This window comes from Streptomyces sp. NBC_00212, from assembly GCF_045206365.1.
Taxonomy (GTDB): Bacteria; Actinomycetota; Actinomycetes; order Streptomycetales; family Streptomycetaceae; genus Streptomyces.
The window spans coordinates 6581843-6600173 of record NZ_CP108115.1 but is presented as its reverse complement, the minus strand read 5'-3'; the positions used below and the strand labels follow the sequence as shown (position 1 = coordinate 6600173).

At 70.4% G+C, this 18331-nt stretch carries 17 protein-coding genes; 8 read left to right on the top strand and 9 right to left on the bottom strand.

The genetic code is table 11. The features are described 5' to 3' along the window. Positions 1-77 precede the first annotated feature (77 nt). From OHA17_RS30040 to OHA17_RS30030, 3 genes are all read left to right on the top strand, one after another. Entirely contained in the window at positions 78-1004 is a 927-nt protein-coding gene (locus OHA17_RS30040) for an ABC transporter ATP-binding protein (RefSeq protein ID WP_406509134.1), read from the top strand. Continuing rightward, positions 1001-1768: an ABC transporter permease gene (locus OHA17_RS30035; RefSeq protein WP_398876671.1), complete on the top strand. Its 768-nt coding sequence runs from the start codon at positions 1001-1003 to the stop codon at positions 1766-1768. Before OHA17_RS30040 ends, OHA17_RS30035 begins: the two co-directional genes overlap by 4 nt. A gap of 73 nt (positions 1769-1841) precedes the next feature. After that, positions 1842-2837: a COX15/CtaA family protein gene (locus tag OHA17_RS30030; RefSeq protein WP_406509133.1), complete on the top strand. Its 996-nt coding sequence runs from the start codon at positions 1842-1844 to the stop codon at positions 2835-2837. Here OHA17_RS30030 and OHA17_RS30025 read toward each other — a convergent pair. The 3 genes from OHA17_RS30025 to OHA17_RS30015 form a co-directional block, all read right to left on the bottom strand. After that, on the bottom strand, positions 2817-3905 hold the full coding sequence (locus OHA17_RS30025; RefSeq protein WP_406509132.1) for an amidohydrolase: 1089 nt from the start codon (positions 3903-3905) through the stop codon (positions 2817-2819). The genes OHA17_RS30030 and OHA17_RS30025 overlap by 21 nt on opposite strands. A gap of 77 nt (positions 3906-3982) precedes the next feature. After that, positions 3983-4324, bottom strand: coding sequence for a hypothetical protein (locus OHA17_RS30020; RefSeq protein ID WP_398876673.1), 342 nt, complete (start codon positions 4322-4324; stop codon positions 3983-3985). A gap of 90 nt (positions 4325-4414) precedes the next feature. Further along, positions 4415-5368 (bottom strand): heme o synthase, encoded by a 954-nt coding sequence (locus tag OHA17_RS30015; protein ID WP_053729344.1) that lies wholly within the window; start codon positions 5366-5368, stop codon positions 4415-4417. A 308-nt stretch (positions 5369-5676) separates the two neighbouring features. Between OHA17_RS30015 and tkt the strand changes: the two genes are divergently transcribed. From tkt to pgl, 5 genes are read left to right on the top strand one after another with little or no spacing between them, the layout of a single operon-like run. Further along, positions 5677-7764: a transketolase gene (gene tkt / locus OHA17_RS30010; RefSeq protein ID WP_406509131.1), complete on the top strand. Its 2088-nt coding sequence runs from the start codon at positions 5677-5679 to the stop codon at positions 7762-7764. A 35-nt stretch (positions 7765-7799) separates the two neighbouring features. Beyond that, entirely contained in the window at positions 7800-8918 is a 1119-nt protein-coding gene (tal, locus tag OHA17_RS30005; RefSeq protein ID WP_053729342.1) for a transaldolase, read from the top strand. Positions 8919-8921: 3 nt separating this feature from the next. Then, on the top strand, positions 8922-10445 hold the full coding sequence (zwf, locus tag OHA17_RS30000) for a glucose-6-phosphate dehydrogenase (RefSeq protein WP_406509130.1): 1524 nt from the start codon (positions 8922-8924) through the stop codon (positions 10443-10445). Beyond that, positions 10442-11476, top strand: coding sequence for a glucose-6-phosphate dehydrogenase assembly protein OpcA (opcA, locus tag OHA17_RS29995; protein ID WP_406509129.1), 1035 nt, complete (start codon positions 10442-10444; stop codon positions 11474-11476). Before zwf ends, opcA begins: the two co-directional genes overlap by 4 nt. Next, positions 11473-12255 carry a 6-phosphogluconolactonase gene (gene pgl, locus OHA17_RS29990; RefSeq protein WP_406509128.1) on the top strand — a complete coding sequence of 261 codons (783 nt, stop codon included), beginning with the start codon at positions 11473-11475 and terminating at the stop codon, positions 12253-12255. Before opcA ends, pgl begins: the two co-directional genes overlap by 4 nt. An 85-nt stretch (positions 12256-12340) precedes the next feature. Here the strand turns inward: pgl and pgi are convergent, their stop codons facing one another. The 6 genes from pgi to OHA17_RS29960 all read right to left on the bottom strand — a co-directional run bounded on the left by pgi (position 12341) and on the right by OHA17_RS29960 (position 18227). After that, a complete protein-coding gene (gene pgi / locus OHA17_RS29985; protein WP_053729407.1) occupies positions 12341-13993 on the bottom strand; it encodes a glucose-6-phosphate isomerase in 1653 nt (550 codons plus the stop codon). Between the two features lie 66 nt (positions 13994-14059). Then, on the bottom strand, positions 14060-15274 hold the full coding sequence (locus tag OHA17_RS29980; RefSeq protein ID WP_406510850.1) for an MFS transporter: 1215 nt from the start codon (positions 15272-15274) through the stop codon (positions 14060-14062). Between the two features lie 167 nt (positions 15275-15441). Next, positions 15442-15777, bottom strand: coding sequence for an RNA polymerase-binding protein RbpA (locus OHA17_RS29975; protein ID WP_003976875.1), 336 nt, complete (start codon positions 15775-15777; stop codon positions 15442-15444). A gap of 113 nt (positions 15778-15890) precedes the next feature. Continuing rightward, positions 15891-16124 carry a preprotein translocase subunit SecG gene (secG, locus tag OHA17_RS29970; protein ID WP_053729337.1) on the bottom strand — a complete coding sequence of 78 codons (234 nt, stop codon included), beginning with the start codon at positions 16122-16124 and terminating at the stop codon, positions 15891-15893. Between the two features lie 108 nt (positions 16125-16232). Beyond that, positions 16233-17009: a triose-phosphate isomerase gene (gene tpiA / locus OHA17_RS29965; protein WP_406509127.1), complete on the bottom strand. Its 777-nt coding sequence runs from the start codon at positions 17007-17009 to the stop codon at positions 16233-16235. Positions 17010-17015: 6 nt separating this feature from the next. Beyond that, the gene (locus OHA17_RS29960) at positions 17016-18227 is read right to left on the bottom strand and encodes a phosphoglycerate kinase (RefSeq protein ID WP_398876680.1); all 1212 of its coding nucleotides are present in this window, start codon (positions 18225-18227) and stop codon (positions 17016-17018) included. Positions 18228-18331: the final 104 nt, after the last annotated feature.

The following is an 18331-nucleotide window of genomic DNA, read 5'->3' as shown; positions in this document are numbered from 1 at the left end:
GTCCGAAAAGGTCACCAGTGCGGGGACCCGGGCCCCCGCGCCGGAGGGACCTTGGGCCCCGCCTAGACTTGCCGGTCATGAAGAGCGAGCCCGTCGTCCAGGTGAGCGGCCTGGTCAAGCGGTACGGCCCCAAGACCGCGGTGGACGGCCTCGACCTCACGGTCGGCGCGGGCGCCGTGACCGCCGTCCTCGGCCCCAACGGCGCCGGCAAGACCACCACCATCGAGACCTGCGAGGGCTACCGCAGACCGGACGCGGGCACCGTCCGCGTCCTCGGCCTCGACCCGGTCACCGACACCGAGCGGCTTAAGCCGCGCATCGGCGTGATGCTCCAGTCCGGCGGCGTCTACTCCGGCGCCCGCGCCGACGAGATGCTCCGCCACATGGCCAGGCTGCACGCGCACCCGCTGGACGTGGACGCCCTCATCGAGCGCCTGGGCCTCGGCGGTTGCGGCCGTACGACCTACCGCCGGCTCTCCGGCGGGCAGCAGCAGCGCCTCGCGCTCGCGATGGCCGTCGTCGGCCGCCCCGAACTCGCCTTCCTCGACGAGCCGACCGCGGGCCTCGACCCACAGGCCCGCCGCGCCACCTGGGACCTCGTGCGCGAGCTGCGCGCCGACGGCGTCTCGGTGGTCCTGACCACGCACTTCATGGACGAGGCCGAGGCCCTCGCGGACGACGTGGCCATCGTCGACGCGGGCAAGGTCGTCGCCCAGGGCTCCCCCGAGCAGCTCTGCAAGGGCGGCGCCGAGAACACGCTGCGCTTCACCGGCCGCCCCGGCCTCGACCTCGGCTCGCTCCTCAAGGCCCTGCCGGACGGCTCGGCCGCCGCCGAGCTGACCCCGGGCGCGTACCGCATCACCGGCACGATCGACCCCCAGCTGCTCGCCACCGTCACCTCCTGGTGCGCCCAGCACGGCGTGATGCCGGACGGCATCTCGGTCGAGCGCCACACGCTTGAGGACGTCTTCTTGGAACTGACCGGTAAGGAGCTGCGCGCATGAGCGCCGGTACGTACGCGCCGAAGCCGGGGGCGGCTCCGCTGGGGCGGATGATCGGGGCGCAGACCGCCCTGGAGACGCGGATGCTGCTGCGCAACGGTGAGCAGCTGCTGCTCACCGTGATCATCCCGAGTCTGCTGCTCGTGCTGTTCTCGACCGTCGACATCATCGACACCGGGAAGGGCAGGTCCGTCGACTTCCTCGCGCCGGGCGTTCTCGCGCTCGCCGTGATGTCGACCGCGTTCACGGGCCAGGCCATCGCGACCGGCTTCGAGCGGCGGTACGGGGTGCTCAAGCGGCTCGGCGCCTCGCCGCTGCCGCGCTGGGCGCTGATGACGTCGAAGACACTGGCCGTCCTCGTCACCGAGGTGCTCCAGGTCGTCCTGCTCACCGTGATCGCCTTCGCGCTCGGCTGGTCCCCGCACGGCAACCCGCTCGCGGTGCTGCTCCTGCTGGTGCTGGGCACCGCCGCGTTCTCGGGGCTCGGGCTGCTCATGGCCGGCACGCTGAAGGCCGAGGCGACGCTGGCCGCCGCCAACCTGGTGTTCCTGCTGCTGCTCGTGGCCGGCGGGGTGATCGTGCCGATGGACAAGTTCCCCGGCGGCGTGCAGTCCGCGCTGAACCTGCTCCCCATCTCGGCCCTCTCCGACGGGCTGCGCGACGTTCTCCGGGACGGCGCGTCGATGCCGTGGGGGGACCTCGGGATCCTCGCCGTGTGGGCGGTCCTCGGCCTGGGCGCGGCCGCGAAGTTCTTCCGCTGGGAGTAGGCCGGGGGCTCGGCCCGGCCGGGCGGACCCCCCTCGTGAAAACATGCACAAACGGGCGCCTACGATAGGGCGCATGCCGAAAGTGACCCGTGCCGATGTGACAGCGGCGGCCCGCAATCCGCTCCTCTACATCGCGGAGCGGTGGACCGCCTCCCCAACGATCGTGCGGCGCGCGGCCCTTGCCGCCCTCGTCATGTCCGTCGCCATCGTGGTGACCGGCGGCGCGGTCCGGCTCACCGGCTCCGGGCTCGGCTGCCCCACCTGGCCCAAGTGCACCAGCGACAGCCTGACCGCCACCAGCGAGATGGGCTTCCGCGGCGCCATCGAGTTCACCAACCGGATGCTGACGTACGTGCTGTGCGCCGCGGTCGGCTGGGCGATCATCGCCGCCCGCTCGGCGAAGCCCTGGCGACGCCCGCTGACCCGGCTCGGCTGGGTGCAGTTCTGGGTGGTCATGGGCAACGCGGTCCTGGGCGGCATCGTCGTCCTGGTCGGCCTCAACCCGTACACGGTGGCCGCCCACTTCCTGCTCTCCAGCGCGCTCATCGCGGTCGCGGTGGTCACCTGGCAGCGCACCCAGGAGGGCGACGGCGCGCCAAGGCCCTTGGTGGGCAAGGCAGTTGTGCAGCTGACCTGGCTCCTGGTGGCCGCCTCGGCCACGCTGATCGCGGTGGGCACGGTCGTGACCGGCACCGGGCGGCACCCCGGCGACTCCAAGGACGTGCCGCGCATCCCGCTCGACTGGACGATGATCACGCAGCTGCACGCGGACCTCGCGTGGGTCGTCGTGGCGCTGGCCGTCGCGCTCTGGTTCGTCCTGAAGGCCGTCGACGCCCCGGCCGGGCCGCGCGCCCGGGCCCGCGATCTGTTCCTGGTGCTCATGGGCCAGGGTGTGATCGGTTACGTCCAGTACTTCTTGAAGACGCCCGAGATCCTGGTCGGCCTGCACATGTTCGGCTCGTGCCTGGTGTGGATCGCGGTGCTGCGCGTCCTGCTCTCGCTGCGCGAGCGCCCGGAGGTCTCGGCCGAGGTCCCGGCGCGGTCCGACTCAGCGCTCAGCCACGCCTGACAGTCCGTAGACGCGGCGGGCATTGCCCGCCGCGATCATCCCGGCGACCCGCTGCGCGTCCGTGCGTGACCACGCGCCGTCGCCGACCCAGCCGCCAAGCACCCGGCTGAGCGCCTCCGAGAACAGCCGCGCGCCCACCACGTGCAGTTCGGGCAGCCCGCGCGCCCCGCTGGAGTAGAGCAGCTTCCCGAACGGGGCCAGCTCCAGGATCTCCGCGAGCACGGCGGCCGCCCTCGCCCCCGTCCGCACCAGGGCGGGCCCGACATCCGCGTACACATGCGGGTGGACGCTCGCCAGATGGGCGGTCTGGCGGTGGTACGGATAGCCGTGCAGGAGCACCAGATCGGTGCCGAGCCCGGCCGTCGCGGACGCGAATCCGGCGAGCAGCATCGGGTCGGCCATGCCCACCTGGAGCTGGAGCGGGCGCCCGGCCGCGACCGCGCTCCACAGCAGATGGCGCAGGAGCACCGGGTCCTCAAGGCGCCCGTGTTTGCGTCTGCCCGCCAGCCACCGCCCGGCGGCCCCGCGCACCTCCCCCGGCCCCGGCGGCTCCGGGTCGAGTCCTTCGCGCACGCCCGCCACCGAGGCGAAGGCGACGGCGGAGGCGGCCGAGGTGTGCACGGCCTCGGCGAGGTTGGCGAGGAAGGACTCGACGGTGCCGGAGGTGTCGGCGACCTGCTCGGCGAGGAGTTCGAGGCGGACGATCTCGTGGGCGTCGGCCGCGCCGGCCGCGGCGATCTCGTGCGGGGCGGTGAGGTCCCCGGGCTGCCCGGTGTCCACCAGATAGGTGGAGACCCCGGAGCCCCGCAGCAGGCGCCTGCCCGATTCGAGTACGCCGAGTTCACGGCGGCGGGCCAGATAGCGGGCCGGGGGGCAGTGCGGTTCGAGGCCGAGGAGCGGGGGACACCAGCGGCGTACGGCGAAGCCCGTCTGGGTGTCGAAGAACGTGGTGCCGGTCGCGGGCAGGGTTCCGGTGCGGCCGAGCGCCGTCTCGAAGGTGCCCAGGCCCAGCTCGGTGCGCAGGACCCCGTGGCAGTACTGGTCCACCAGGGTCGGGGTGTCGATCATCCGGGGCTCCCAGCGGTGGACGCGATTCCACCACTCCTAACGGGTGAGCCCCGGATCGGTGTTGCTCGGCGGGCCGCTCAGCCGTTCTTCGGGCCGCCGAGCTGAATGCCGGCCATGCGGGTCCACTCGTACGGGCCGGTCTTGACCTTGGCCGCGAACTCCCCGTCGAAGTCCTCGTGGACGGTGATCCCGGACTTCTCGACCGCGCTCTTGGCGACGGCGTGACTCGGGGCCACGAGGTCGCCCCAGCCGCCGTCCTCGCCGACGAGCACGATGCGGGCGCCGCGCTGGCCGATGTACGCGATCTGCCCCTCGGCGCCGCCGTGCTCCTTGGCGAAGGAGCCGATCTGCCGGGCCAGCTTGTCCGCCCGCCGTTCGGCCTTGGCGGCCTGCTTCTCGTCAACCTGGGTGTCTGCCATGCCGCGATGCTACTAGCGGGTAGCCCCGGGAGCGACAAGAGGGGCCAGTGGCTTGCGCCACTGGCCCCTCTTGTCGCGTCAACGGTGTGGTCAGCGCAGGAACGGGTCCACCGCGACGGCCACGAACAGCAGCGACACATAGGTGATCGACCAGTGGAACAGCCGCATCTCCTTCAGCTTGGTGCCGGTCGCCTCGGACTTGGCGCGGTTCTGCAGCGCGTGCGCCTCCCACAGCCACCAGCCGCCGGAGGCCAGCGCCACGGCCGTGTAGAACCAGCCGGTGTAGCCGAGCGGGGTGAGCAGCAGCGAGACGGCGACCATCACCCAGCTGTAGAGGACGATGTGGCGGGCCACGACCTTGTTGGAGGCGACCACCGGCAGCATCGGCACGCCGACCCGCGCGTAGTCCTCCTTGACCTTCATGGACAGCGGGTAGTAGTGCGGCGGCGTCCAGAAGAACATGACGAGGAAGAGGATGATCGGCGCCCACGACATGGAGTTCGTGACCGAGGACCAGCCGATCAGCACCGGCAGACAGCCCGCGATGCCACCCCACACGATGTTCTGCGAGGTCCGACGCTTGAGGATCATCGTGTACACGACGACGTAGAAGAGCAGCGCGCCGAGCGACAGGGCCGCCGAGAGCCAGTTGACCAGCAGGCCGAACCACAGGGTCGAGACGACGGCCAGCGAGAGGCCGAAGACCAGGCACTCGCGCGGCGAGACCATGCCGGTCACCAGCGGACGCTGGGAGGTGCGGTCCATCAGCGCGTCGATGTCGCGGTCGATGTACATGTTCAGCGCGTTTGCGCCGCCCGCGGAGAGGTAACCGCCAAGGGTGGTGGTGAACACCAGCCACAGCGGAGGAACGCCCTGCTCCGCCAGGAACATCACCGGAATGGTGGTGATGAGGAGCAGTTCGATGATCCGCGGCTTGGTCAGCATCACAAAGGCCTTGACGCGGGCCCCGAATGGCCGATGGCCCCCCGGGCTGGGAGTCAAGATGACCCCTGCGGGTCGGGACTCGACGGCCGTCACGCACACCCCTGACAGAGAAATTCCCAGCAAGTCCCCGGGGATCCGGGACGTTCCCGGACGTGAAGGCCCGGTAAAGACTTGCGCGTACCACGCCACTCTAGACGTTGCCCATACGCCGCCATCCCCGGGGGTGGGGTCGTGTTGGGGGTGGTTCGCCGGGAGGCGGATTTCACCCCTCCCCGGCACCCTGGAGGTGTCTGTCTCAACGTGCAGTCAGTCGAAAAAATGAGCGTTCCGGCGGGGGTAGGCTCGACAGCGCCCGGTGCGCCCTCAGTCACCGGGATTCGACATGTGGAGAGGAGCCCTGACTCAGGGTGAGCACCAAGCCGACCACCACAGACCTCGAGTGGACCGAGCTGGACCAGCGGGCCGTAGACACCGGCCGCGTACTGGCCGCGGATGCTGTACAGAAGGTCGGCAACGGCCATCCAGGTACGGCGATGAGCCTGTCCCCGGCCGCGTACACCCTCTTCCAGAAGGTGATGCGGCACGACCCGGCGGACGCCGACTGGGTCGGCCGCGACCGGTTCGTCCTGTCCGCCGGCCACTCGTCCTTGACCCTCTACGTCCAGCTGTACCTGGCCGGTTTCGGCCTGGAGCTGGACGACCTCAAGGCGTTCCGTACCTGGGGTTCCAAGACCCCCGGCCACCCGGAGTACGGCCACACCACCGGCGTCGAGACGACCACCGGCCCGCTGGGCCAGGGTGTCGCCAACGCGGTGGGCATGGCGATGGCCGCCCGCTACGAGCGCGGCCTGTTCGACCCGGAGGCCGCCCCCGGCACCTCCCCGTTCGACCACTTCGTGTTCGCGATCGCCGGTGACGGCTGCCTCCAGGAGGGCATCTCCTCCGAGGCGTCCTCGCTGGCCGGTCACCAGAAGCTCGGCAACCTGGTCCTTTTGTGGGACGACAACCACATCTCGATCGAGGGTGACACCGAGACGGCCGTCTCCGAGGACACCCTCAAGCGGTACGAGGCGTACGGCTGGCACGTCCAGCGCGTGGCGCCCAAGCCGGACGGCGACCTGGACCCCGAGGCGCTGTACAACGCGATCGAGGCCGCGAAGGCGGTGACCGACAAGCCGTCGTTCATCGCGATGCGCTCGATCATCGCCTGGCCCGCGCCGCACGCCCAGAACACCGAGGCCGCGCACGGCTCGGCGCTCGGCGACGACGAGGTGGCCGCCACCAAGCGCGTCCTCGGCTTCGACCCGGAGAAGACCTTCGAGGTCGCCGACGAGGTCCTGGCGCACACGCGCGAGGCGCTCGACCGCGGCCGTGAGGCCAAGGCCGAGTGGGAGAAGTCGTTCGCCGCGTGGCGCACCGCCAACCCGGAGCGCGCCGCCGAGTTCGACCGCATCAACGCGGGCGAGCTGCCCGAGGGCTGGGAGTCGCACCTCCCGGTCTTCGAGACCGGCAAGGGTGTCGCCACCCGTGCCGCCTCGGGCAAGGTCCTCCAGGCGCTCGGCGCGGTCATGCCCGAGCTGTGGGGCGGCTCCGCCGACCTCGCGGGCTCGAACAACACGACCATCGACAAGACGTCGTCGTTCCTGCCCGCCGGCAACCCGCTGCCGGAGGCCGACCCGTACGGCCGCACCGTGCACTTCGGCATCCGCGAGCACTCCATGGCCGCGGAGATGAACGGCATCGCGCTGCACGGCCACACCCGCATCTACGGCGGCACCTTCCTGGTGTTCTCCGACTACATGCGCAACGCCGTGCGCCTGTCCGCGCTGATGCACCTGCCGGTGACGTACGTGTGGACGCACGACTCGGTCGGCCTCGGCGAGGACGGCCCGACCCACCAGCCGGTCGAGCACCTGGCCTCGCTGCGCGCGATCCCGGGCCTCAACGTGGTCCGCCCCGCGGACGCCAACGAGACGGCCATCGCCTGGCGCGAGGTCCTCAAGCGCTACACCAAGGTGTTCGGCAAGGGGGCCCCGCACGGCCTCGTGCTGACCCGCCAGGGTGTGCCGACGTACGAGGTCAACGAGGATGCCGCCAAGGGCGGTTACGTGCTCTTCGACGCCGAAGGCGGTGACGCTCAGGTCGTGCTCATCGGCACCGGCTCCGAGGTCCAGCTCGCCGTCGGCGCGCGCGAGCAGCTGCAGGCGGCCGGCATCCCGACCCGCGTGGTCTCGATGCCGTGCGTCGAGTGGTTCGAGGAGCAGGACCAGGCGTACAAGGACAGCGTCCTGCTGCCCTCGGTCAAGGCGCGGGTCGCGGTCGAGGCCGGTATCGGTCTGACCTGGCACCGCTACGTCGGTGACGCGGGCCGCATCGTCTCGCTGGAGCACTTCGGCGCTTCGGCCGACGGCAAGGTCCTCTTCCAGGAGTTCGGCTTCACCGCCGAGCACGTGGCCGCCGCGGCCCGGGAATCTCTCGCCGCCGCAGCGCGCTGACGCCGGTATACGAACTAGTAGGAGATGCAATTCTCATGACAGACGCACTCAAGCGCCTCTCCGACGAAGGCGTCGCGATCTGGCTCGACGACCTGTCGCGCAAGCGGATCACGTCCGGCAACCTGGCCGAGCTGATCGACCAGTCGCACGTGGTGGGCGTCACGACCAACCCGTCGATCTTCCAGAAGGCGATCAGCAGCGGTGACGGTTACGAGCAGCAGCTCACCGACCTCGCCGCCCGCAAGGTCACCGTCGAAGAAGCCATCCGCATGATCACGACGGCTGACGTGAGGGACGCCGCCGACATCCTGCGCCCGGTCTTCGACGCGACCGAGGGCCAGGACGGCCGGGTCTCCATCGAGGTCGACCCGCGCCTGGCGCACAACACCAGGGCGACGGTGGCCGAGGCCAAGCAACTGGCCTGGCTGGTGGACCGCCCGAACACGCTCATCAAGATCCCGGCCACCAAGGCGGGTCTGCCGGCGATCGCCGAGACCATCGGCCTCGGCATCAGCGTCAACGTCACGCTGATCTTCTCGCTTGAGCGCTACCGCGAGGTCATGGACGCCTACCTGACCGGCCTGGAGAAGGCCAAGGAGCGCGGCCTGGACCTCTCGAAGATCCACTCCGTGGCGTCCTTCTTCGTGTCCCGCGTGGACACCGAGATCGACAAGCGGATCGACGCGCTCGGCACGGACGAGGCCAAGGCCGCCCGCGGCAAGGCCGGTCTGGCCAACGCGCGGCTCGCCTACGAGGCGTACGAGGAGGTCTTCTCCTCGGACCGCTGGGCCGCGCTCGACAAGGCGCACGGCAACAAGCAGCGCCCGCTGTGGGCCTCGACGGGCGTCAAGGACAAGGCGTACAAGGACACCCTGTACGTGGACGACCTGGTCGCGCCCAACACGGTGAACACCATGCCGGAGGCCACGCTGGATGCGACCGCCGACCACGGGCAGATCACCGGCGACACGGTGACCGGCACCTACGAGCAGTCCCGCGCCGAGCTCGCCGCCGTCGAGAAGCTGGGGATCTCCTACGACGAGGTCGTGCAGCTCCTTGAGGACGAGGGCGTCGAGAAGTTCGAGGCCGCCTGGAACGACCTGCTCAAGTCCACCGAGGCGGAGCTCAAGCGCCTCGCACCCTCGGAGGCGTAAATCTTGTCAAGCAGCAATCCGCTGCGTGACGCCGCAGACCGACGGCTCCCGCGCATCGCGGGGCCGTCGGGCCTGGTGATCTTCGGCGTCACGGGCGATTTGTCCCGTAAAAAGTTGATGCCCGCCATCTACGACCTCGCCAACCGGGGTCTGCTTCCGCCGGGCTTTTCGCTGATCGGCTTCGCCCGCCGCGAGTGGCAGGACGAGGACTTCACGCAGGAGGTCCACGACGCGGTCAAGGCGCACGCCCGTACGCCGTTCCGCGAGGAGGTCTGGCAGCAGCTCATCCAGGGGATGCGCTTCGTCCAGGGCGACTTCGACGACGACGACGCGTTCGAGACGCTGAAGTCGACGATCCAGGAGCTCGACAAGGCGCAGGGCACGGGCGGCAACTTCGCCTTCTACCTCTCGGTGCCGCCGAAGTTCTTCCCCAAGGTCGTCCAGCAGCTCAAGAAGCACGGGCTCGCCGACCAGAAGGACGGCTCCTGGCGCCGCGCGGTCATCGAGAAGCCGTTCGGCCACGACCTGGTCTCCGCCAAGGAGCTCAACCAGGTCGTGCACGAGGTCTTCCCGCCCAACGAGGTCTTCCGGATCGACCACTACCTGGGCAAGGAGACCGTTCAGAACATCCTGGCCCTGCGGTTCGCGAACACCATGTTCGAGCCGCTGTGGAACCGCTCCTACGTCGACCACGTGCAGATCACGATGGCCGAGGACATCGGGATCGGCGGCCGGGCCGGCTACTACGACGGCATCGGCGCGGCCCGCGACGTCATCCAGAACCACCTGCTCCAGCTGCTCGCGCTGACCGCGATGGAGGAGCCCGCCTCCTTCGACGCGGACGCGCTCGCGGCCGAGAAGACCAAGGTCCTCGGCGCCGTGCGGCTGCCCAAGGACCTCGGCAAGGACACGGTGCGCGCGCAGTACGCGGCCGGGTGGCAGGGCGGCGAGAAGGCCGTCGGCTACCTCCAGGAAGACGGCATCGACCCCAAGTCGAAGACCGACACCTATGCCGCGATCAAGCTGGGGATCGACAACCGCCGCTGGGCGGGCGTCCCGTTCTACCTGCGCACCGGCAAGCGGCTCGGCCGGCGCGTCACGGAGATCGCGGTGGTCTTCCAGCGCGCCCCGCACTCCCCCTTCGACCACACCGCCACGGAGGAGCTGGGCCAGAACGCCCTGGTCATCCGGGTGCAGCCGGACGAGGGCGTGACCGTGCGCTTCGGCTCCAAGGTGCCCGGCACCTCGATGGAGGTCCGGGACGTCTCCATGGACTTCGCGTACGGCGAGTCCTTCACGGAGTCGAGCCCCGAGGCCTACGAACGCCTCATCCTGGACGTCCTGCTCGGCGACTCCAACCTCTTCCCGCGCGTGGAGGAGGTCGAGCTGTCCTGGAAGATCCTCGACCCGATCGAGCAGTACTGGGACAGCCACGGCAAGCCCGCCCAGTACCCCTCGGGGACCTGGGGTCCTCACGAGGCGGACGAAATGCTCGCACGAGACGGACGGAGCTGGCGGCGGCCATGAAGATCGACCTTACGGACACCACGGCCAGCAAGATCAACAAGGCGCTGGTCCAGGGCCGCCGGGCCATCGGCACGCCCGCCGTCGGCATGGTGCTCACCCTCGTCATCGTCACCGACGAGGAGAACGCCTACGACGCCCTGCGCGCCGCCAGCGACGCCTCGCGCGAGCACCCCTCGCGCACCCTCGTCGTCATCAAGCGGGTCTCGCGCTCGCCCCGCGACCGCACGACCTCGCGCCTGGACGCCGAGGTACGGGTCGGCGCGGACGCGGGCACCGGCGAGACGGTGGTCCTCCGGCTGTACGGCGAGGTGCTCAACCACGCCCAGTCGGTGGTCCTGCCGCTGCTCCTGCCGGACGCGCCGGTCGTCGTCTGGTGGCCGGTGAACGCGCCGGTCGACCCGGCGCAGGACCCGCTGGGCGCGCTCGCCCAGCGCCGTGTCACCGACACCTACGCGGCCGAACACCCCATCCAGGAGCTGACCGCCCGCGCCGAGGCGTACACCCCCGGCGACACCGACCTGTCGTGGACCCGCATCACGCCGTGGCGCTCGATGCTGGCCGCGGCCCTCGACCAGATCGCCTGCAAGGTGACCGGCGTCGAGGTGGAGGGCGAGGAGTTCAACCCGAGCTGTGAACTGCTCGGCATGTGGCTCGCCGACCGGCTGGACGTGCCGGTCAAGCGCTCCCTGTCCTCGGGCCCCGGCCTCACCGCCGTACGCATGGAGACGTCCGGCGGCCCGATCGTCCTGGACCGCGCCGACGGCTCGCTCGCCACGCTCTCCGTGCAGGGCCAGCCGGACCGCGCGGTGGCGCTGAAGCGCCGCGAGACCTCCGAGCTCATCGCGGAGGAACTGCGCCGCCTCGACCCGGACGACACCTACGCCTCGGCGCTGAAGTTCGGCGTGGACCGGCTCGGCGAGGGCGTCGAGGCCACGGTCGTACCGGCCGCCAAGGAGGACGCGGAGGGTTCGGCCGCCAAGCCGGCTCCCGCGAAGAAGGCGGCTCCGGCCAAGAAGGCAGCGGCCAAGTGAGCACGCCTCAGCTCGTCGTCCATCGCGACAAGGAGCTGATGGCGCAGGCCGCCGCGGCCCGGCTGATCACGAAGGTCGTGGACGCCCAGGCCGCCCGCGGCTCGGCGTCCGTGGTCCTCACGGGCGGCCGCAACGGCAACGGGCTGCTGGCGGCCCTTGCCTCGTCGCCGGCCCGGGACGCGATCGACTGGTCGCGCCTGGACCTGTGGTGGGGCGACGAGCGCTTCGTGCCCGAGGACGACCCGGAGCGGAACTACACGCAGGCGCGGGCGGCGCTGCTCGACGCGGTGCCGCTCGACCCGAAGCGGGTGCACGCGATGCCCGCATCGGGCGGGGCGTACGGCAAGGACGCGGACGCCGCGGCAGCCGCCTACGCGGCGGAGCTCGCGGCCGCCGCCGGTCCCGAGGACCACGGTCCGGTGCCGACGTTCGACGTGCTGATGCTGGGCGTCGGCCCGGACACCCATGTGGCGTCCCTCTTCCCGGAGTTGCCCGCGGTGCGGGAGACCGAGCGGACGGTCGTCGGGGTGCACGGCGCGCCGAAGCCGCCGCCCACCCGGATCTCGCTCACCCTCCCGGCGATCCGGGCGGCGCGCGAGGTCTGGCTGCTCGCGGCCGGCGAGGACAAGGCGCACGCCGCGGCGATAGCCCTGTCGGGCGCGGGCGAGGTGCAGGCCCCGGCGGCCGGCGCCTACGGCCGGGCCCGCACCCTGTGGCTTCTGGACGCGGCCGCCGCGTCCCAGCTGCCGCGGTCGCTGTACCCCCCGGCGTCCGCCTGACGCCTGACGCATCCGGCCCGGCCCGCCCCTTTCGGGGTGGACCGGGCCGGAGTGTTCACCGGGCGTTCCGAGCGCCCTCAGGGTCTCAACGGCCGCGCAGCGAGCGGTACTTGGCGACCAGCGCCTTGCTCGACCCGTCGAGGCCCGGCACGTCCGCGCCCTCGGTCAGGGCGGGCTCGACGCGCTTGGCGAGCACCTTGCCGAGCTCGACGCCCCACTGGTCGAAGGAGTCGATGTTCCAGATGGCGCCCTGCACGAACACCTTGTGCTCGTAAAGGGCGATCAGCTGGCCGAGGACCGAGGGGGTCAGCTCCTTGGCGAGGATCGTGGTGGTGGGGTGGTTGCCCTGGAACGTCTTGTGCGGCACGAGCTCCTCGGCCACGCCCTCGGCGCGCACCTCGTCCGGCGTCTTGCCGAAGGCCAGCGCCTGCGTCTGGGCGAAGAAGTTGGCCATCAGGAGGTCGTGCTGGGCGACCAGGCCCGGCAGCAGGTCGGCGACCGGCTCGGCGAAACCGATGAAGTCGGCCGGGATGACCTTCGTGCCCTGGTGGATCAACTGGTAGTACGCGTGCTGCCCGTTGGTGCCCGGGGTGCCCCACACGACCGGCCCGGTCTGCCACTCGACCGGGTTGCCGTCGCGGTCCACGGACTTGCCGTTGGACTCCATGTCCAGCTGCTGGAGGTACGCGGTGAACTTGGACAGGTAGTGCGAGTACGGCAGCACCGCATGCGACTGGGCGTCGAAGAACGCCCCGTACCACACGCCCAACAGGCCCATCAACAAAGGCACGTTGGACTCGGCGGGGGCGGTGCGGAAGTGCTCGTCGACCAGGTGGAAGCCGTCCAGCATCTCGCGGAACCGGTCCGCCCCCACGGCGATCATCAGGGAGAGGCCGATGGCCGAGTCGAAGGAGTAACGGCCGCCGACCCAGTCCCAGAAGCCGAACATGTTGGCCGTGTCGATGCCGAACTCGGCGACCTTGTCGGCATTGGTGGACAGCGCCACGAAGTGCTTGGCGACGGCGTCCTGACCGGCCTTCAGCTCGGTGAGCAGCCAGTCGCGCGCCGAGGTGGCGTTGGTGATGGTCTCGATGGTGGTGAACGTCTTGGACGCGATGATGAACAGCGTCTCGGCGGCGTCCAGGTCGCGCACGGCCTCGTGGAGGTCGGCGCCGTCCACGTTGGACACGAAACGGACCGTCAACTCCCGGTCGGTGAACGACCGCAGGACCTCGTACGCCATCGCCGGACCGAGGTCGGATCCGCCGATGCCGATGTTGACGACGTTCTTGATGCGCTTGCCGGTGTGGCCGGTCCACTCGCCCGAGCGGATCTTCCCGGAGAACGCGGCCATCTTGTCGAGCACGTCGTGCACGTCCGGCACCACGTTCTCGCCGTCGACCTCGATCACCGCGTCGCGCGGGGCCCGCAGCGCGGTGTGCAGCACGGCGCGGTCCTCGGTCGTGTTGATCTTGTCGCCGCGGAACATGGCGTCCCGCAGTCCGGCGACGTCGGCGGCCGCGGCCAGCTCGCGAAGGAGCGCGAGGGTCTCGTCGGTCACCAGGTGCTTGGAGTAGTCGAGATAGAGATCGCCGACCTGCAGGGTGTATGCGGTGCCGCGGCCGGGCTCGGCGGCGAACAGCTGACGCAGATGGGTGTCGCCCAACTGCTCCCGGTGCTTGCCCAGCGCGATCCACTCGGGCATCTGGTTGAGCCTGGTACGGCTTCCTGCGTTCATCTCCGACATCAGCCCACTTCTTCTCGTACTTGCGTACCTGCCCCGCTGCCCCTCCAACCTAATTGATCAGGCGGTGCGGGCAGGAATCAGCGCGGCGACGGCGGCCGCGAACAAGCCGGACGCCAGCAGGGCCGGGGTGTTGAGGCCCCAGGACGCCGCCGCGGCGCCTCCCACGAGCGCGCCCAGCGGGGCGCCCGCCACGGCCAGCGTGCGGAACGCCGCGCTCACCCGTCCCAGCATCGCCTCCGGCGCGCGCTCCTGCATCAGCGTCGTCAGGTTCACGTTCCACACCATGCCCATCAGCCCGAACAGCGCCATGGCTGCGAGCGTCACCCACAGCGCGCGGACCGTGCCCATGGCCGCCAGACAGCCGGTCTGGACGGCCCCGGCGACCAGCACGCTCCGTATTCGCCCGAGCCGTCGTGCGAGCAGCTGCGCGAGCAGCCCGCCGGCCACGCTCCCGGCCCCGTAGGCCGTGATGGTCGCGGCATAGCTGCTGTGTCCGGCGCCCAGCCAGCCGGTGATGTGCAGGACCAGGGTCGCGATGAGGGCGCCCATGCCGATGTTGCACACGGTGGTGGCCGCGCACAGGCCGCGCAGCGCCCGGTCGGCCCAGAGCGTCCGCAGCCCCTCGGCCGTCTCCGCGCGCAGCGTGGACCCGGGCTTCCTGGCCGCCCGCCGCGGGGCGGCCGGCCGCAGCGAGGCGACGAGGGCCGCGGCGAGTACGTAACTGGCCGCGTCCGCCCCGTACGGCGCCGCCACGGAGACCGCGAGCAGCACCGGCACCAGCGGGGCCGCCAGGAAGCCGCCCGCTATCTGCTGCCCGGTCATCACCCGGGCGTTCGCGCTGCCCAGCGCGCCGCTGGGCACGAGCGAGGGCAGCAGGGCGGTGGCCGCGTTGTCGAAGAGGGTCCCCAGGGTGGTGAGCGCGAAGGCGAGCGCCATCAGCAGGGGCATGGAGGCGTGGCCCGCGCCGACGGCCACCGCGAAGGCGGCGACGAGGGCGCCCCGGACCAGGTCGACGGCCCACATGGCGCGGCGTTGGTCCACCCGGTCGGCGATCGCCCCGCCGAGGAGGCCGAACAGCAGCCACGGCAGATAGCCGCAGGCCGTGACGAGCGCGATGAGGAACGGATCGGTGGTGAGGGTGGTGGCGAGCAGGGGCAGCGCGGCGGTGCGCAGCGAATCACCGAAACGGCTGACGACGGCCGCCGTCCACAGCCTGCCGAATCCCCCGCGCCAGGCCGGTTTCGTCGGCGGAGCGCCCTCCACGACCCCCACTGCTGCCACAACTCCCCCTCGTGATCGGCTGCTTCACAAGGTAGAGGGCGCCACTGACAATCGGGGCTGACCTGCGGTTTCACCCATTGGAGCGGACGCGGTGCGAGCCCGGATACACCGAAGGGCCCTCCGGATGAACCGAGTTCACCCTGTGGGCCCTTCAACTGTCAGATCTCGCCCCGGAGCTTGGCGAGCGCCTCGGCGAGGATCGCCTCGCCGTCCGCGTCGCTGCGCCGTTCGCGCACGTACGCGAGGTGCGTCTTGTACGGCTCGGTGCGCGGCGGGTCCGGCGGGTTGTCCCGGTCCTGTCCTGCGGGGAATCCGCAGCGCGGGCAGTCCCACGTCTCCGGAACCTGTGCGTCACTGGCGAAGCTCGGCTGCGTCTCGTGCCCGTTCGAGCACCAGAAGGAGATGCGGAGGCGTGGCGCGGACTCGCCGCGCTCCGCCTCCCCCATCGGCCCCGCTCCGACCCGGCTTCCCCGGATCGCGTTGCCACTTGCCACGGTCGTAACTCCCTGCGTGATGGTGCTCGAAGATGCCCCAGTCTACGTAAGGCCCAACGCGCGTCCAGTGATTGGAGTTACACCCCACCCCCGAAACGCCGAACGACGACGGCTTACTTGAGCTTCATCAGCAGACCAAGTACGACAATGCACGCGAACCAGCACAGACCGATCGCGACGGTGATGCGGTCGAGGTTGCGCTCGGCGACCGAGGAGCCGCCGACGGAGGACTGCATGCCACCGCCGAACATGTCGGAGAGGCCGCCACCCTTTCCCTTGTGCATCAGCACCAGCAGCATCAGCAGCAGGCTGAAGACGATCAGGGCAATCGAGAACCCGACAATCACGGCTGGACCAACTTCCTAGGACTGATATGGCGACGGGGGCCGGGGGGACATTCCACAATCCCTGTCCCGGCCCCCGCAAGGGTACGACGGATCCGCGCTACCGCATACTTACTGGTCGCGGAAGCGGACGATCTTGACGAACTCGTCGGCGTCCAGTGCGGCACCGCCGACCAGGGCGCCGTCCACGTCGGGCTGGGCCATGATCGCGGCGACGTTCCCGGACTTCACCGAGCCGCCGTACTGGATGCGCACCTTGTCGGCGAGCTCCTGCGAATACAGCTCGGCCAGGCGACCGCGGATCGCTCCGCACACTTCCTGGGCGTCCTCGGGAGTGGCGACCTCGCCGGTGCCGATCGCCCACACGGGCTCGTACGCGATCACGATGGACTCGGCCTGCTCGGCCGGGATGTCCTTGAGGCCGCCGTCGAGCTGGGCCAGCGTGTACTGGACCTGCTGGCCGGCCTTGCGGATGTCCAGGCCCTCGCCGATGCAGAGGATCGGGGTCAGGCCGTGCTTGTAGGCGGCCTTCACCTTGGCGTTGCAGATCTCGTCGCTCTCGGCGTGGTACTGCCGGCGCTCGGAGTGGCCCACGGCGACGTAGGTGCACTTCAGCTTGGACAGCATCGGGCCCGAGATCTCGCCGGTGTAGGCACCGGAGTCGTGCGCCGAGATGTCCTGGGCGCCGTACTTGATCTTGAGCTTGTCTCCGTCGACGAGGGTCTGCACGGAGCGCAGGTCGACGAAGGGCGGCAGGACCGCGACCTCGACGGCCTCGTAGTCCTTGTCGGCGAGCGCGAAGGCGAGCTTCTGGACGTGCGCGATGGCCTCAAGGTGGTTGAGGTTCATCTTCCAGTTGCCCGCCATCAGCGGGGTACGGGTGCTCACGGGTGTTCAGTCCTCCAGTGCGGCGAGGCCGGGAAGCGTCTTGCCTTCGAGGTATTCGAGGCTCGCGCCGCCACCGGTCGAGATGTGGCCGAACTTCGACTCGTCGAAGCCCAGGTTGCGGACGGCGGCGGCGGAGTCGCCGCCGCCGACCACGGTGAAGCCCTTGCTGTCGAGCAGGGCCTGCGCGACGGCGGTGGTGCCGCCGGCGTAGTCGGGGTGCTCGGCGACGCCGACCGGGCCGTTCCAGAAGACGGTCTCGGCGTCGGTGATCTTCGAGGCGAACAGCTCACGGGACTTGGGGCCGATGTCCAGGCCCTCCTTGTCCGCGGGGATCTTGTCCGCGTCGACGGTCTCGAAGTCGGCCGGGGCCTTGGTCTTCAGGTCGGGGAAGTCCTTGGAGACCAGGATGTCGACGGGCAGCACGAGCTCGACGCCGTTCTTCTCGGCGCGCTCCATGTACTCCAGGACGACCGGGATCTGGTCCTCCTGAAGGAGGGAGATGCCGACCTCGTACCCCTTGGCCTTCAGGAAGGTGTACGCCATGCCGCCGCCGATGAGGAGGCGGTCGGCCTTGCCGAGGAGCTCGTCGATGACGGCGAGCTTGTCGGAGACCTTGGCACCGCCGAGGACGACGGTGTAGGGGCGCTTGACGTCCTCGGTGAGCTTCTTGAGGACGCCGACCTCGGTGGCGATGAGGTAGCCGGCGTAGTGCGGCAGGCGGGCCGGCAGGTCGAAGACGGAGGCGTGCTTACGGTGCACGGCTCCGAAGCCGTCGCCGACGTACACGTCCGCCAGGGCCGCGAGCTGGTCGGCGAACTCGCCGCGCTCGGTGTCGTCCTTGGCCGTCTCACCGGCGTTGAAACGCAGGTTCTCGATGACCGCGACCTGGCCGGGCTGCAGCCCGTTGACCGCGTCGTGCGCGGCGGGGCCCACGGTGTCCTGGGCGAACGCGACCGGGGCGCCCAGGAGTTCGGCGAGCCGCTCGGCTGCGGGAAGGAGCGAGAACTGCGGGTCCGGGGCGCCCTTGGGGCGGCCCAGGTGCGAGGCCACGACGACCTTGGCGTCGGCGGCGACGAGCGCCTTGACGGTCGGCAGCACGGCGCGGATGCGGCCGTCGTCGGTGATGAGGCCTTCTGCCAGCGGCACGTTGAGGTCGGCGCGGACGAATACCCGCTTGCCGGCGACCCCTTCGGCGAGAAGTTCGTCGATCGTCTTCATAAAGGGTGACTCCTTGGGAGGTACGTGACGGACGGTCTGGACAGGCAACAGGGCCCGTACAGCGCGTCATTGCGCTGCCCGAGCCCTGTAGCTCACATCAGGTG